The 15,239-nt window shown below is 60.5% G+C and carries 11 protein-coding genes and 2 tRNA genes; 7 read left to right on the forward strand and 6 right to left on the reverse strand.

The window, feature by feature from the left end; genetic code table 11:
• The first annotated feature begins 61 nt into the window (after positions 1 to 61).
• Together HGSM_RS14275 and HGSM_RS13515 are read left to right on the forward strand one after the other, a co-directional pair.
• Positions 62 to 571 carry an RNA polymerase sigma factor gene (locus tag HGSM_RS14275; protein WP_019147016.1) on the forward strand — a complete coding sequence of 170 codons (510 nt, stop codon included), beginning with the start codon at positions 62 to 64 and terminating at the stop codon, positions 569 to 571.
• 113 nt (positions 572 to 684) lie between these two features.
• Entirely contained in the window at positions 685 to 2,808 is a 2,124-nt protein-coding gene (locus tag HGSM_RS13515; RefSeq protein WP_019147017.1) for a sigma-70 family RNA polymerase sigma factor, read from the forward strand.
• Positions 2,809 to 2,834: 26 nt separating this feature from the next.
• On the opposite strand, the gene HGSM_RS01755 is transcribed toward HGSM_RS13515, so the two are convergent.
• The 5 genes from HGSM_RS01755 to HGSM_RS14280 form a co-directional block, all read right to left on the reverse strand.
• Positions 2,835 to 5,036, reverse strand: a complete 2,202-nt coding sequence (locus HGSM_RS01755) for an acyltransferase family protein (protein WP_081581259.1) — start codon at positions 5,034 to 5,036, stop codon at positions 2,835 to 2,837.
• Between the two features lie 196 nt (positions 5,037 to 5,232).
• Positions 5,233 to 5,763, reverse strand: coding sequence for an META domain-containing protein (locus HGSM_RS13520; protein ID WP_081581260.1), 531 nt, complete (start codon positions 5,761 to 5,763; stop codon positions 5,233 to 5,235).
• Positions 5,764 to 5,868: 105 nt separating this feature from the next.
• A tRNA-Arg gene (locus tag HGSM_RS01765) sits at positions 5,869 to 5,941 on the reverse strand.
• Between the two features lie 148 nt (positions 5,942 to 6,089).
• Positions 6,090 to 6,668 carry a hypothetical protein gene (locus tag HGSM_RS01770; RefSeq protein ID WP_154896372.1) on the reverse strand — a complete coding sequence of 193 codons (579 nt, stop codon included), beginning with the start codon at positions 6,666 to 6,668 and terminating at the stop codon, positions 6,090 to 6,092.
• Between the two features lie 219 nt (positions 6,669 to 6,887).
• Positions 6,888 to 7,184: a hypothetical protein gene (locus tag HGSM_RS14280; RefSeq protein ID WP_154646205.1), complete on the reverse strand. Its 297-nt coding sequence runs from the start codon at positions 7,182 to 7,184 to the stop codon at positions 6,888 to 6,890.
• A 249-nt stretch (positions 7,185 to 7,433) separates the two neighbouring features.
• Between HGSM_RS14280 and HGSM_RS01775 the strand changes: the two genes are divergently transcribed.
• A complete protein-coding gene (locus HGSM_RS01775; RefSeq protein WP_019147021.1) occupies positions 7,434 to 8,753 on the forward strand; it encodes a hypothetical protein in 1,320 nt (439 codons plus the stop codon).
• Positions 8,754 to 9,000: 247 nt separating this feature from the next.
• On the opposite strand, the gene HGSM_RS01780 is transcribed toward HGSM_RS01775, so the two are convergent.
• A tRNA-Arg gene (locus HGSM_RS01780) sits at positions 9,001 to 9,073 on the reverse strand.
• A gap of 247 nt (positions 9,074 to 9,320) precedes the next feature.
• Here HGSM_RS01780 and HGSM_RS01785 point away from each other — a divergent pair.
• From HGSM_RS01785 to nrdD, 4 genes are all read left to right on the forward strand, one after another.
• The gene (locus tag HGSM_RS01785; protein WP_019147022.1) at positions 9,321 to 10,040 is read left to right on the forward strand and encodes an ABC transporter ATP-binding protein; all 720 of its coding nucleotides are present in this window, start codon (positions 9,321 to 9,323) and stop codon (positions 10,038 to 10,040) included.
• The gene (locus HGSM_RS01790; RefSeq protein WP_019147023.1) at positions 10,037 to 11,365 is read left to right on the forward strand and encodes an ABC transporter permease family protein; all 1,329 of its coding nucleotides are present in this window, start codon (positions 10,037 to 10,039) and stop codon (positions 11,363 to 11,365) included. Before HGSM_RS01785 ends, HGSM_RS01790 begins: the two co-directional genes overlap by 4 nt.
• A gap of 51 nt (positions 11,366 to 11,416) precedes the next feature.
• Positions 11,417 to 12,676, forward strand: coding sequence for an MFS transporter (locus HGSM_RS01795; RefSeq protein WP_019147024.1), 1,260 nt, complete (start codon positions 11,417 to 11,419; stop codon positions 12,674 to 12,676).
• A gap of 286 nt (positions 12,677 to 12,962) precedes the next feature.
• Entirely contained in the window at positions 12,963 to 15,239 is a 2,277-nt protein-coding gene (nrdD, locus tag HGSM_RS01800) for an anaerobic ribonucleoside-triphosphate reductase (protein WP_230197463.1), read from the forward strand.

Here is a 15,239-nt window from a genome sequence, read left to right on the forward strand (position 1 = left end):
CACCCGAGATTTCGCGTAACACTTTGGGCACGTTCGAGTCTGTACTTATGTAAAGCAATTCATGGAGTTCGCAACGTCCACCCCGGTTGGCGTGGCAACCCCACTGCCCATTGGAATTCGCATGCTCGCACCTCAGTATTACGCGCCAGAACTAGCGGCTCAGTCCGTGACGGCACAGGCATACGCGTCTCTCCCTGGAGAAATGCGAGAGCTCCTGTGGTACCTCGACGTAGAGCATCTCTCGGTCGAGGAGGTCGTCACCTACTCCGGTCTGCCACCGGAGGCAGTCCGGATGGCTTCCTCGGTGGCCCGCGCGCGCTTTAGGAAGGCCTGGGCCTCCATGCAAACTAAGAACCCGCGCGTGCCTCCGGCTTGCGCGGAGTTTACGAGGGACGCGATTTTGTTCGAACGACACGAGCTGCCCCAAGCCGTCCGCGATTCCATAGATGACCACCTCGTGCGCTGCATTCGATGCGCAATTCTTGCGGAAGAAGTTCACCATCTCGAAGAACACCTCGATGCAGCGCTCCTCCCGCTCGTGGTAGGTCCGCCCATCCCGGATGCCCACTAGAACAACACACGCCGCCGTTCGCCTGGGGGGACCGTGAACTATTCACTAATTCAACCTTTCTATGCAACAATGGCCAGCGAGCAGCGTCCTTTCACCCTTTACCCAAGATAGACATGGCTGAGCACTCCACCACATCAACAAGCTCCAGTCTCCCCGACACCGACCTCATCGAGGCCTTACGTTCCGGGGATGAATCCGCATACTCCATACTGTGGGAAAGGCACTATCCAGCGGCGGTTCGGGCAGCACGGGCAATGACGTCCACGCACGAACCGGAAGACCTCGCTCAAGAGGCTTTTACGCGGATCTACCAGTCGCTTCTCAATGGCAAGGGCCCAACAGAGGCGTTCCGTGCCTACCTATACACAACGCTCAAGAGCGTCTCCATTGCGTGGTCCGGCAAGGTCGCTTCCACCGTGGATATCACCACGCAAGAGCACGAACTCATCTCTGAAGAGGACCTCGCCTCACTGACCGAGGACAAGGCCTTCACCGCACGCGCATTCAAGAACCTCCCCACCGACTGGCGCACAGTCCTCTGGTACACGGAGGTCGAAGGAATGACCCCAGCGGAGGTCGCTCCGCTCATGGGCCTTTCCGCCCGAGCCGTATCCACACTGGCTTTCCGTGCTCGCGAGGGTTTGAGGTCCTCGTGGCTCCAAGCACACGTGTCTGGTGGCAGCGACCGCCCAACGCAGGAATGCGAGTGGACCGAGAACAACCTCGCCGCGTATGCCCGCGACTCGCTGAGCGCGCGGCGCACCGAGCGCATCCAGGCGCACCTCAATGAGTGCACGCGCTGCTCGCTCATGTTTATCGAACTTCAAGAGGTTGAGTCTTCCCTGCGTGGAATTCTGCTCCCTCTCCTCCTCGGCGTCGCTCCAGCATCCCTGTGGGCTGTTGGTGGTACTGGGACAGCTGCTGTGGGGGCAACATCCCTCACGGGTGCCCTCACTCAGATTCCTGGGAAGATCCGCGACTGGGCGGCCGCAAACACTGGCACGGCTGCCGTAGCAGGCACTAGTGGCGCTTTGGCCGTTGCCCTTGCTGTCACTGCAGCCGTCGCCCTGAACGATCCCGAACCGACACCGCCGCCTGCGGCCACGGGCCCGAGCGCACCCGCAGCAGTGAGTGCTCCCGGAAGTGGTTCTGCCACACAACCAGCACCCACTGACGCGGACAGCCCCGAATCTGACGAGCCGTCCGAGACGACCACACCGATCAACCCGCCTACCGCCCAGGTTCCTAGTGCCGGGCCTCTCCCCTCTACGAGCGCGCCACAACCACCTCCGGCGACCCCGAGCGCTACCCAGACTCCAGACGTGGCCCCGCCAAATAAGTTCCCGACGCTTCCCCCGATCAAGCCTGTGGTGCCGCTCCCACCGCTTCCAACGGTTGATCCGACGCCTACTGAAGAGCCAACTGAGGAGCCCACGGGCGAACCCACTGTTGACCCAACACCCACGGACGAACCCACCGATGAGCCAACAGAGGAACCCACCACTCCCCCAGCGGACCTCGTAGTCGCGGACTTCTCCACCGAACCGAGCTACTGGTTCCCCCAGCTAAGCGGTACAGCCACTCCAGGGAGCACAATCCAACTTGTTGACGTGAACGGCTCAACAACCCGCTCCACGTTCACCGCAGGATCGGATGCTCAGTTGACCTCCCAAGCTGGGAAGGTTCTGGGATCCGTTGCCACAGGCCAAGACGGCGCGTGGACGCTCTCGGTGTCTGCCGAGGTCCTCACGAGCGGTGTACGCTCCTACCAGATCCAGCAGCTTGTGGACGGTGAGTTCAAGGACGCAACGTCGTTCTCATTCGAGTACATGACACCGGACTCAGCGTTCCCGATCTCAAACTTGGTGGAGTGTTACAAGAGCGGCAACTCCTGGAACCTGGTCTCCAACTGGTACGACATCACCCCTGACGTACCGCTGCGTACCACCAACCGTGACATCACGCTGTGCGTGTACTTCGAGGTCCCATCTGGTTCGAACGGCCAGGGCAACAAGCCATTCGAGTATGTAGATGTTGAGGCAAACGGAGTGGTCATGCGAGAGGAACTCCGAATCTCCGCTCGCCTCAAGCGCGCCTACATTGTGTGGGAGACCAACACGGGAACCCTCAACGATCTCAACTCGCTGCGCCTGCGTGCCCTCGTGGGGCCACAGGATGACCAGCCTACGGACTGGACCTCCCCATTCACCTTTGGCTACGTCGAGACCAGCGGCTAGGGTCCGCCACCAGGAACTGGCGTCGGCTATTTCTCGCCAACTTCAAGGGCAGGGATTGACTCCTGCACATGTTTGGTGAGAGTTGCCGCGTAGGTTGCGGTGATGTGCTCGCTGTCGCGGTAAACCATAACGTTTCCGACCACGGCAGGGCAGATGTCGTCGGTGCAGAACCAGTCGGACGTGTCCACAAACGTAACGTGCTTTGACTCTTCAGCAGCCTCTGCCTGGTAGTCGTCCACGAACGACTCGTCGCGGTCCTTTGCGCATGCGCTGGGGTCCTTTGAGTTCAGCGCGACGCAGTCCCTCGTTTCATCGCCGTTGAGCGATCGCGGGTTGTCACCCAGCACGACAACATCCTTGCCGCTCTTGGAGAGTGTGGACCACGCCTTTTTGAACCCATCGGTTGGGTCCGGCCCATGGCTCCGGTCCCACTTCACGTTGGTTCGATTCGACGTGACCACAAGATCGATCGAGTCGTCTGCGGCGACTTCCCTGAGGGTGTCTTCGTTTGATGCTAGGCAGGGTTTGCCCAGCGCTGCGTCGGACGCCCGGACAGCGAGGCTGAATGGGCAGGCGGCGTGGAAGTATGTCAGGATTCTGATGTCGTTATCCTTGGCGATCTCCTGGAACGCCGGCAGGTACTGTTCAATGTGTGAGTCGCCAACAAGCGCAACCGTCAGCTTCGCGTTGTCGTTGCCAAACTCGCAGCGTGGGGTGAAGGCTTCGTTCTGTTCGGACTTGCACTCGGCGTTGTTCTGGCCCTCAGGCACGTCCTGACGCACCACCTGCGGCGCCGGGATCAGAACCTCATCACTGGTCACGTAGACCTCGTAAGAGTCCTTGCCAAGTGCACCCGAGCCCAGCTCTTCCGGCGGGTTTGCCAGGATACTCTCACGTTCACTCGCCTCTTGAGCCAGCTGGGTGCGTCCCTGCGCTTCCGGAACCATCGATACCGTCAGCGCCACCGCCGCGAGTGCGGCCGTGGCTGCAAGGACCCTACGTGGCCTCCACTCGCGGATCTGTCCGTGTTGTACGGGCAGCTCAATCCACTTTCTCGACGCCGCAGCCGCTGCCAGCGCGATCGGCAGTACCAGCAACGGCAGCTGCGCTGGCGTGGCCTCCCGGAACATGAATGGCGCGAGCACAATCAGCGGCCAGTGCCACAGGTACAGCGAGTAGGACACATCTCCCAGCCATTGCACGCCCTTATTTTCGACGATCTTGGCTCGGTTCCTGCCCAAGGAACCTTGGAGGGCGGTGGGGGCCGCGTTGAGGCGTACTGCGATGTAGATCAGTACGGCTGTGCACAGGGTTGGAAGCAGTGCAGCGGGCCCGGGGAACGGCGTCGAGTCGTTGTATTGGAGAGCGCCAACCACAAGAGCGGAAACGACGAAAACCTCAGCTCCGAGCAGTGCCCGAGGGTAACGGACAACGCGGCTGGCTGCATTGGTGTAGTGAACAGTGAAGGCGAGAAGAGCACCGACTCCTAGTTCCCAGGCGCGCGCGTGCGTGACGAAGTACGCGGCGGGATCAGCGCTTGAGACCATCCGGGCGGACAGTACGAAGGACCCGATTGTTGCGGAGACCAGGAGCGCAAAGATCACCCGCCTTGCAACTGCGCGCTGGCGGCTCGCGTCGGCTGTAAATGTGGATTTGAGCAGCCGTGCAATCAGGGAGATGAGCGCAATGACCAGGACAAACAGAACCGGCCACAGGATGTAGAACTGTTCCTCGACGGACAGGGACCAGAAGTGCTGGAAGGCACTGGGCGCCTGATCCTGCGCGAGGTAGTCCACCGAGTCGCGTGCGAGAAGGAAGTTCTCCACGTAAACAAGGGATGCCTTGGCGTGCCGGGTTGTGTCCTGCCACCACGTGTTGGGAACTACAAGCATGGTGAGCACAGCGGTGGTCACGATAGTCAGGGTCGCGGCGGGAAGGATACGGCGGGCTCGCCTGGCGTAGAAGTTTGCCAAGCTGAGTTTACCTGAGCGTTCGAATTCTCGGATCATCCCAGCCGTGATCAGGTATCCGGAAACTACAAAGAACATGTCGACGCCGATAAAGCCACCACTGATGGTGTGTGGCCACAGGTGGTAGACCACGACGAACAAGACCGCGATCGCCCTCAGCACTTGAATCTCGCGCGAGAACGATGGTCTTTTCTCTTGGCATTGCTGCGGTTGTCCAGCGGTGACGCCTGCCGTGCGGATGTCTTGCGGTGTGTGCATTAGTCCGGTTGCGCTGCCTGGCGCTTCTAGTTGGCTCGTTATCGTACCGTGATCATTTTTCCAGAGAAATCTGGGAGGTGCCTCTCCATCATTGGTCCGAAGGCAGCAGAAACGCCCTCCGGCGGATCCGTCGAGAGGGCGTTTCTGCACTTCAGAAGCCTAAACTGCAGGTTTCGTGGAGATTGGGTGGGCAGAACTACCGATCGTCTTCGTCGTTATCGCCACTGTCTTTATCGTCTTCATCGTCATAGTCGTCGGCGTTGCGATAGTCATCATCATCGGCATCGTCGCCTTCTGGGCCCTCTTCTGGTTCGCGAGCGGGACTACCAGACTCGTCGAACACTCCGCCTGAGCCAGCCCTGCGGTCAGCCGCACCGGGGAGACCCACCTCCGGCGCTTCAAGTACTGCCTCCACCGTCCCCAGTTCAGTGGTTCCGATCGTCAGAATGCCTTCCTTGAACACCACGGGGCGCTCACCATCAAGTACCTTGAGGAACGCCCGCTCCTGCTCCATCGCTTCGGGTGGTCCCGCCATCATGGTGGATCCGAGCGCGCCGAAGGACAGTACGTTCTCCTTATAGGTAAAGGGGCCAAAGAAGCGGTTAATGCTTGCGCGTCCCGTAATTTGCCCCTCAGCGTTGAACTCAAACTCTGGAGTAAAGTCCGCCATCACAGGCTGGCCATTTACTGCGGTTACCCGCCACTTTCCACTCATCAACTCGTCCATAGTGCGAAAGTAGCACCACGATTGGGGAATAGCACGGCCACTTGCGTAAATACACCCGGCGGAGGGGAAACAAAAAACCCCACCGTTTCCGGTGGGGCTTGTCTGTGCGCTCGGAGGGATTCGAACCCCCAACCTTCTGATCCGTAGTCAGATGCTCTATCCGTTGAGCTACGAACGCCCGGCGATCCAAGACTAAAGCCTCGTTCGCTCCTCGATAAGTCTACCCATAGTTACGCCCGAACTAAAACCAAAATCCCCCGAACGCGAGCAAGGCCACAGTTTTGCGGAGCTGCGTTCGAGGGACTTAGGAGAAATGCCTCAGAAGGTCACTTGTCCGAGTTCTGGGTGACGACGACCCAAGCCTCTGGGCCACCGAGTGCGCCAACGATGTACTTGTTAGCAATGTCAGTTGCCTCGGCCTTGGCGTCAGCAGAGTCGCATGCAGCGAACTTAGGAGTGGTTGCATCCTGTGCAATGAAGCCCCAGGTGACTACGGAAGCGTCGTCGCACTGAGTGACACCGCGAACTACGCCACCGTAGTACTTGCCGGTCTCGGAGCCGAGCTTGGTTGCTTCGCCCTTGAATGCCATGACATTGTCTACGTCAGGTCCAGCACCTTCCATGGTCGCTGCGGCAGCCTCGTAAGCCTTTACGTCAGGCTCGTAGAGAACTGCGTCAAAGCGGGACTGCACGTCCTTCATCATGTTCTCTGGAAGTGGAGCCAGGCGGTCAAAGGTGACCTTCGAACCGTCGGTCATCGTGTACTCGCGTGCGTCGGCCATTGCGGTCGAGTTGTCAGTTCCATCAGATGGCTTCGCGCCATTGTCTGAGTCGGAGGAACAAGCGGAGAGGAAGGCCAAAGAAATTACTGCGAGAGCGGCAACGCGCTTCATAAGTTCACCCATTTGTTTTTGTATGAATGGAAAGCAAGCGTGCAGTGTTAGCACGACGGTAGCGACCTGCGCTCATCGCGTGGCCACCGGGTAAACATGGGACGATCCGGTCCCACGTTTTAACCCGTCTATCCTACCTTTTCGCGGGTAAACCTTCGAGTTAATAGGGTCACATTCCGCGTGACCCGGGTAGCGATTCCTTGTGCGGTCTGGCACATACCGAGCCACGCACTAGCCACCTAGGGACTGAGCACTGGGATCGGGCCTCATTGAGGCCAGCCCGCGCCCGTCAGACTCGGGCAGAAATGAAACAAGCACGAGTGCGACGAGCCACACGAGTGCAACTAGCGCTACCGCTCCCATTACATCCGAATAACTCTGGACATAGCGTGACGTACCAACGTAGTACTCGCGACTCCGAGCTTCTCCCGCCCACTGCGGCGAGGGCTCATTGCCGTCCGCATACCCTGCAGGAACACCATAGTGAAGAGAGTCTGGGTGCTGGCCAATGGCAAATTCCGAAGTCACTGTTCCATTCTGCCGATTTCACCCGCGAATGTAACCAGCCCTCGGGAGCACTCCCCATCATCCCGTGGGATCCGGACCGCGTGCATCGCAGATACGCGAGTCTGACAGAGGGAACTTGGGTGTTCGTGAACAGGACGAGCCGTATATTCGCCCAGTCTTACGGCATGCCGGACGAAATCGGAAAAAACCATTCACAGAAGACACTCAGACAGATAATCTATAGGCTTCCCCTACTCCTGAGGAGAATTAATGAAACTAACCTCGCGGATCCTCGTTGCGGCACCTCTCGCAGCAGCCCTCACCTTTGGGCTAGCAGCTGTTCCGGCAACCGCAGCACCGGCGGCAACAAGCGTTGCCGGCGTCTACACCGCAACCGTCGCAGTACCCAAAATTACCAGCCAGCCAAAGTCAACCACCGTGGTTTCCGGCAAGACAGCAACATTCACCGTCAAGGCTTCATCCAGCGGACTCAAGTACCAGTGGTACGTGAAGAGCCCTGGCTCAACCAAGTGGGTCAAGATCTCTGGCACCGCCGCCACCAAGTCGTCCTACTCGGTCAAGACAACCACCAAGCTCAACAAGGCACAGTACCGCGTTAAGGTCTCCAACAAGCGGGGTTCCGTAACCTCCAGCGCCGCCACGCTCGCGGTTGTCACAACCCCCAAGATCACGTCCCAGCCAAAGGATGTCTCTACTCCAGTTGGCGCATCTACCACACTCAAGGTGTCGACCTCCGGCGGTTCGCTGTCGTATAAGTGGCAGAAGTACTACTCCACGGGATGGAAGACCATCTCTGGCGCCACCAAGAGCTCCTTCACCACCAAGGCAACTAAGGGTACAAACAAGTACCGTGTGATCGTCTCGAACAAGGCTGGCAAGGTAACTTCACGCACGACCTCCGTCATCGGCACCAAGCCAAAGATCACCACACAGCCTAAGAACTTTGAAGCCGACACTGGCACTACCGTCACGTTCAAGGTCGCAGCTTCCGGATCTCCGCTCACCTACAAATGGCAGCGAAAGCTGAGCGACTCGGATACCTGGAAGACTATTAGTGGGGCTACTTCCTCCACCTTGAAGTTCACTGCCGACTCCTCGCTTGAGCTTTCGTCCTACCGCGTGATCGTTACCAACAGCGTTGGAAGTGTCACGTCCTCGACAGTCGACTTGTTTGTAAATTCGAGCGTGACTGACCCCATCCAGGACAACCAGACTTTTGCTCTATGGAACTGGCTCGGTGCGGTCTTCGACCAGTACAAGGAAGCGGATCCTTATGACTCGGAGCGCATGGACCTCTGGGCCAGCATCGATCTGATGAACTGGAGCGATGAGTACCTAGACCCTTCGTATGACATCGCGATCCTCTACCAGGCCGCAAACGGTCAGCTCTTCGATTCCAATGGTTACTTTGTAGAGGGCAACGGCATTGACTCGCTCGGCTACATGTCCCCGGCCGAATGGGCGACTGCTGCAATCCTCGCGAACGTGCCTGCGGGGGCAGAAATTGGCGGCGTTTGGGTCATCTACGATGCCTCTGGCGACGTCGTACAGTACATCGCCGGTTTCTAGGCCCTGCTCCAAGTCGGACGGCAAAGGGTGGAGCGGGGCGAGGTGTCGAAGGCGTAAAGGAGAGGGCATGTGCGAAATGCGAAGCCGCACATGCCTCGACAGCCAAGACACCCGCCCCGCGACACCCAAAACCGAAAACCCTAGAGCCCTAGAGCCCTAGAGCCCTAGAGCCCTAGAGCCCGGAAAATCTAGCACTCGGGCAAACAAAAAGTCCCGCTACTTCCTAGGAAGTAGCGGGACTTGTCTGTGCGCTCGGAGGGATTCGAACCCCCAACCTTCTGATCCGTAGTCAGATGCTCTATCCGTTGAGCTACGAACGCCCGGTCTGTTGACCGAAGAAAACTTTACCCGCTCCCAGGCCTCTCTCTCAAATCGAGCACACGTGACGCGTAACACGTTGAGCACATCGGGGCCAAGATCGTCGAAGATCAGGGCTTTCACCTGCGTAAACGCGCCCCGCGTCCGCCGACAGGCGGACCGCTGCGTCCGGCCAGGGCCGGACGCTCGCCGCCAAACCACCGACCCTCGCCCGACGACCCGACGGATCTGCGAGCGCAGGATGGAGGGATGAACACACACTCCGCCCCTCTGATCGCAAAGAATCTGGTTAAGCGCTACGGCGAGCAGACCATGGCACTTGATGGCGTGGATCTGAGGATCGAGCCTGGCGAATCCGTGGCGATTATGGGACCGTCCGGCTCTGGCAAGACCACTCTGCTGCACTCGTTGGCGGGCGTCATCACGCCCACCTCGGGGGATGTGCAGTGGAAGGATCGCGAGATGTCGTCGATGCGTGATGGTGAGCGGACGCGGCTGCGCCGCAACGACTTTGGCTTTGTGTTCCAGTCGGGGCAGCTCCTACCCGAGCTGCCGTGCGTCGAGAACGTGGCGCTGCCTCTGATGCTGCAGGGCACCTCGCGGGTTGAGGCCGTGAACCGGGCGATGCCGATCTTGGCGCAGTTGGGGCTTGGCGGGATGGAATCGCGCCGCCCGGGCGAGCTATCTGGCGGTCAGGCGCAGCGGGTTGCAATTGCCCGAGCCCTCATCACCACGCCGGGTGTGGTGTTTGCGGACGAACCGACCGGCGCCTTAGACCAGCACACTAGCGCGGAGGTCATGGAGATCCTGACGTCGTCCACTCGGGCATATGGCGCCTCGCTTGTGGTGGTCACGCACGATCCGAATGTCGCCCGCTGGTGCTCGCGCACCGTCATGATGCAGGACGGCAAGATTTTCAGCGAGTTCCGTGCGCCTTCCGACGCAACCACGCAGGAGTCTGCCCGATGAATCTCCTGCACCTGTGGGTCCTGCTGCGTAAGCGCACCCGCGAGGCGAACCGTGATTTCGGTGATCCAGGCGCCATCACCGGAGTCCTGACTGTTATTGCCTTTGCCTCCGTGACAGCACTCCTGCTGGTTGTGGTGGGTGGGGTGGGCGCGTTTGCGGCTCGGGCCGAGCTCCCGAACGCGAGTGAAAACGCTCAAACCTATCTGGTGTTTGCGTACATCGCCGCGGGGCTCCTGTTGGTTCCGCTTGCCACGATGGGTGGCGCGGCTGCGCGGCTGATTGTTGCGCGCAGGGATGAGCGGCTGGCTAACCTCCGCCTGCTGGGCGCCACAACCTCCCAGATCACCGGCCTGTCTGCTCTCGATGCCGCGAGCCAGTCTATTGCGGGCGCACTGCTTGGCGCGGTGGCATACTTTGGCTTAATTCCGCTGGTTGGGCTCGTACCCTTCGAGGGACACGGCTTTGGATTTGCGGAACTGTGGGTGGGAGCACCTCTGCTTGTTGGCGTAGTTGTGGCCGTGGTCGTCCTGGGAATCGCGTCCGCAGTCCTCGGCCTGCGCCGCGTCGTGGTGTCGCCGCTCGGGGTAACCAAACGGGAATCCACTCCGGGTCTGGGGGCCATCCGCCTCGCCGTGCTTGCGGTTGCTCTCATCGCGATGGTCGTTGCCACAAGCACTCCCGCCGCAAGCATTGCGTTCATCGCGATTGTCCTCGTCATCGGACTCGCTACCCTGAACGTAGTCGGACCCTTCTTTGTTGGTGTGGTCGGCCGGTTGTATGTGAGTGGGGCGCGTTCCGCGCCCGATCTGCTCGCTGCACGTCGAATTATCGACGATCCCAAGACCGCTTGGAGGAGCGTTGGCGGTGTCGCTTTGGCTACGTTTATTGCCGGACTTGCCAGCGTGATGGCGCTCTTCTCCAAGGCCTCAAACCCTGAAGAACAGCTCTTCATGACCGATGTGTCCACCGGCGGCTACCTGACACTTGCGATCGCCGGCGTGCTTGCTGCGATCTCGACGGGTGTCACGCAGGCAGGTCGAGTCATTTCGCAGCGCGAGCAGTACCGCAACCTGCACCTCGCGGGAGCAGAGGTTGAGGTGCTGGAGAAGGCACGGATGCGGGAGACGGTCGTACCCATGGTCGCGGTTGTCGGGCTCGCACTGGGTGCTTCCGCACTGTTCATGCTTCCGGTCCTCGGCGCAGGTTTCTTCTCCAGCATCCCTGTTTTGCTACGGTTCGTTGCCTCAGTGGTGTTCGCCGTGGGTCTCGTGCTGCTGGGCGCGGGAGCCTCGCGCGGGCTGGCCAGAGCGGCCGCTGCGCTCTAGCCGGCCCGAGGCTTTTCGCGTGTACTCCGACGCTTGCGTACGCTGATTCGTGTGACTTCCACCCCCGCCACGTCGAGCGACGCTTCTAGCCTCGCGCCAAGCAAGAAGACGCGCAATGCACGCGTCGCCGTCTCCACGTTCTTCTTCACCAACGGCGTGCTGTACGCGAGCATGGTCCCTCACTACCCGGGCATCAAGGCTGACCTCGGCCTCGACAACTCGATGTATGGGCTTGCCATCGCGGCGTATCCTGCGGGCGCGATCACGCTCGGACTTCTCGCAGGGTGGCTCATCAGGCGGATGTCGTCCGCGCTCGTCTCGGTGGTGTTCTCGTGCGTGACCGCAGCGAGCCTCATCCTTGTGGCAATGTCCGGGAGCTTCTTCCTTCTGGTTCCGCTGCTCTTCCTCGCCGGAGGCGCGGATGCACTTGCGGACGTGGGCCAGAACGCCCACGGCCTGCGGGTGCAAAAGGAGTATGGACGCTCCATCAATAACAGCTTCCACGCGATTTGGTCGATCGGCGCCGTGACTGGAAGTTCACTCGCCGCCCTGCTCATCACACTCGATGTCCCACGCACCGCGCACATCATCGGCGTGGCCGTCCTAGCGGCGACCCTCCAGTTCACCGCGTATAGGTACAGGCTCCCCGGCTCCGACACGTCCGTCGACGAGGTCGAGTTGGCGGACGCTGCCGACGGCGCCACTCCTAATACTGCAGCCCGCCGCTCCGTGTCACCCCGGACGATCTTCATCCTGGCAGCACTCGTCCTCCTCGGCGTCGCTGGTGCACTGATCGAGGACGCTGGAAGTTCGTGGGCCGCGCTCTACCTGGGCGGCTCGCTCGGGGCCGCTGCGGGCCTGGCAACCTCCGGATACATCGCGCTCGTAGGTGCCCAGTTCGTGGGGCGCCTCCTTGGGGACCCCCTGGTGGATCGCTTTGGCCAGCGCACCATCGCCTACGCTGGCGGTGTGCTTGTCCTCGGCGGCATGAGTTTCGCCCTCGCGTTTCCCTCGATCCCCGCCACGATTGTCGGATTCGGCCTCGCCGGATTCGGCTCCGCAACCCTCATCCCCGCCGCCTTCCAGGGCGCGGACGAACTCCCCGGCCTGAAGCCTGGCACCGGCCTGACCGTGGTGTCGTGGCTCCTGCGCCTGGGTTTCCTGCTCTCCCCACCGATCGTCGGGTTAGTCGCCGACGCGACCTCGCTCCGCACGGGTCTGCTGGTCCTTCCGCTCGCCGGGCTCGTGGTCCTACTGACTGCGGGAGTGCTCGACAACCGCAAGCGCGGGGACGTGTTCGCGCGGCAGTAGCCGCGCTCGCCACCACCGCTCGGCTGCGCGCGTGCTGTGACGTGACCACAATCGTCGTAAATAAAATTAACGACGATTCTGAACGCTTTCCAGCACCATAAAACCAGCCGCTTTTAATGCGGAACGTCAGCAAACCCGCATTTAACCCGAGACTAAAGTCCCAACTTTCGGTTTTTGACGTGTGCGGGACGAGCGGGCGCCGATCCCAAGTTGTAGTGTTCATTAGCAGGATCGAACACAACATGTAGTGGACAAGTTCACAGAGGGAAGTGGCTCAATGGTTTCAATGGCTGATATTGCGCTGATCGACCGTGGGAATTCGGAAATGCGCCTCGACATTAACGTTATTAAGCGGGACGGCAGACTCCTCCCGTTTGATGCAGTCCGAATTGAACGCGCTGTGGGTAAGGCTTTCGTCGAAATTTACGGCGAGCTCACTCCCGTGCACCTGCGCATCTTGGACGACATCGTCCACACCGCCGTAGCCGAGATCTCGGATCGCTTTGTGGGTTCGGTCAAGATCTACGAGATCCAGTCGATCGTGGAGCAGGTGCTGCTCGACTCGCACGAGTACGAGGTCGCACGCGCCTACATTGACCACCGAGTGAACCAGGACTTCGATCGCCGCCGCGCCACCGACGTCAACCACTCCATCAACCGACTGCTCCGCAAGGACCAGGCCGTGGTACATGAGAACGCCAACAAGGACGCCGACGTGTTCAACACGCAACGCGACCTGACCGCCGGCGCCGTGGGCAAGGCGATTGGTTTGCGCCTCCTGCCACCACACGTAGCGAACGCGCACATCAAGGGTGACATCCACTACCACGACCTCGATTACCACCCCTACACGCCGATGACGAACTGCTGCCTCATCGACTTCCAGACCATGTTTGACACCGGGTTCCGCCTGGGCAACGCGCAGGTTGAATCCCCTCGCTCGATTCAGACCGCAACTGCCCAGATCACCCAGATCATTGCGAACGTCTCCTCGAGCCAGTACGGCGGATGCACCGTTAACCGCATTGATGAACTGCTTGCGCCGTTCGCGCTCAAGAACTACGAGAAGCACTTGGCAGATGCGCGCATGTGGATCTCCGAGGAGTCGCGCCACGACGAGTACGCACGAGAGAAGACCGCCAAGGACATCTACGACTCGATGCAGTCGCTCGAGTACGAGATCAACACCCTGTTCACATCGAACGGCCAGACCCCGTTTACGTCCGTGGGCTTCGGCCTCGGGAGCAGCTGGGTCGAGCGCGAGATCCAGCGCGCGATCCTGCAGATTCGCATCAAGGGCCTTGGCCGTGAGGGTCGCACGGCAATCTTCCCCAAGCTTCTGTTCACCATCAAGGATGGGCTCAACCACAAGCCGAGCGATCCTAACTACGACATCAAGCAGCTCGCGCTCGAGTGCTCCACCAAGCGCATGTACCCGGACGTGTTGAACTACGAGAAGATCGTGGAGCTCACCGGTAGCTTCAAGGCGCCCATGGGCTGCCGCTCGTTCCTGCCATCCTGGAAGGACGAAAACGGCAACGAGGTGTCCGAGGGCCGCATGAACCTGGGCGTGGTCACGCTCAACCTGCCGCGCATCGCACTGGAGGCTCGAGGGTCGCTCGAATCGTTCTGGACAATCCTTGAGGAGCGCTTGACCACTGTCCACGACGCCCTCGAGTTCCGCATCAACCGGTGCAAGGAAGCCACACCTGTTAACGCCCCGATCTTGTACATGCACGGCGCGTTCGGCAAGAAGCTCGGACCGGACGACGAGGTTGACCAGCTGTTCCGCAACGGACGCGCAACCATCTCCCTGGGCTACATCGGCCTGTACGAGGCAGCTGCGGCGTTCTTTGGCGGAGGTTGGGAAGGCAACCAGGAAGCCAAGGACTTCACGCTTGAGATCATCCGCAACCTCCACGCTCATGCCGAGGCGTGGCGCGCGGAGAGCGGCTACCACTACAGCCTTTACTCCACCCCGTCCGAATCCCTGACCGACCGCTTCTGCCGCCTAGACCGCGAGCGCTTCGGCGAGGTCGACGACATCACGGACAAGGAGTACTACACCAACTCCTTCCACTACGACGTGCGTAAGGCGCCAACTCCGTTTGAAAAGATCGACTTCGAGCAGGAGTACGCGCCCTACACGTCCGGCGGGTTCATACACTACTGTGAGTACCCCGTTCTCCAGCAGAACCCCTCCGCGCTTGAGGCTGTGTGGGACTACGCGTTCAGCCGCGTGGGCTACCTGGGCACCAACACCCCGATCGACCGCTGCATGGAGTGCGGATATGAGGGCGACTTCTCCCCGCTTGCGTCCGGCTTCGCCTGCCCAAGTTGCGGCAACAACGACCCGAGCACCTGTGACGTGGTCAAGCGGACGTGCGGGTACCTTGGTAACCCACAGCAGCGCCCGATGGTCCGCGGCCGCCACGTAGAGATCTCCTCTCGCGCCAAGCACCTGCGCGGATCCGAGGCGGGGATTGGCGGTGCCGGAGGCACTGGCGGCGCTGGCGGAGCCGACGGAGTCGTCGGATCTGTCGAGGGCGAGGAGTCACTGTAG

The organism is Timonella senegalensis JC301 (assembly GCF_000312125.1).
GTDB lineage: Bacteria > Actinomycetota > Actinomycetes > Actinomycetales > Cellulomonadaceae > Timonella > Timonella senegalensis.

Excerpts from the sequence above, each read along its gene's own strand:
- HGSM_RS01770 (WP_154896372.1), bottom strand. The coding sequence starts at position 6,668 with ATGGGTGAACTTATGAAGCGCGTTGCCGCTCTCGCAGTAATTTCTTTG.
- HGSM_RS14275 (WP_019147016.1), top strand. The coding sequence starts at position 62 with ATGGAGTTCGCAACGTCCACCCCGGTTGGCGTGGCAACCCCACTGCCC.
- HGSM_RS01775 (WP_019147021.1), top strand. The coding sequence starts at position 7,434 with ATGAAACTAACCTCGCGGATCCTCGTTGCGGCACCTCTCGCAGCAGCC.
- nrdD (WP_230197463.1), top strand. The coding sequence starts at position 12,963 with ATGGCTGATATTGCGCTGATCGACCGTGGGAATTCGGAAATGCGCCTC.
- HGSM_RS01755 (WP_081581259.1), bottom strand. The coding sequence starts at position 5,036 with ATGCACACACCGCAAGACATCCGCACGGCAGGCGTCACCGCTGGACAA.
- HGSM_RS01785 (WP_019147022.1), top strand. The coding sequence starts at position 9,321 with ATGAACACACACTCCGCCCCTCTGATCGCAAAGAATCTGGTTAAGCGC.
- HGSM_RS01790 (WP_019147023.1), top strand. The coding sequence starts at position 10,037 with ATGAATCTCCTGCACCTGTGGGTCCTGCTGCGTAAGCGCACCCGCGAG.
- HGSM_RS13520 (WP_081581260.1), bottom strand. The coding sequence starts at position 5,763 with ATGGACGAGTTGATGAGTGGAAAGTGGCGGGTAACCGCAGTAAATGGC.
- HGSM_RS13515 (WP_019147017.1), top strand. The coding sequence starts at position 685 with ATGGCTGAGCACTCCACCACATCAACAAGCTCCAGTCTCCCCGACACC.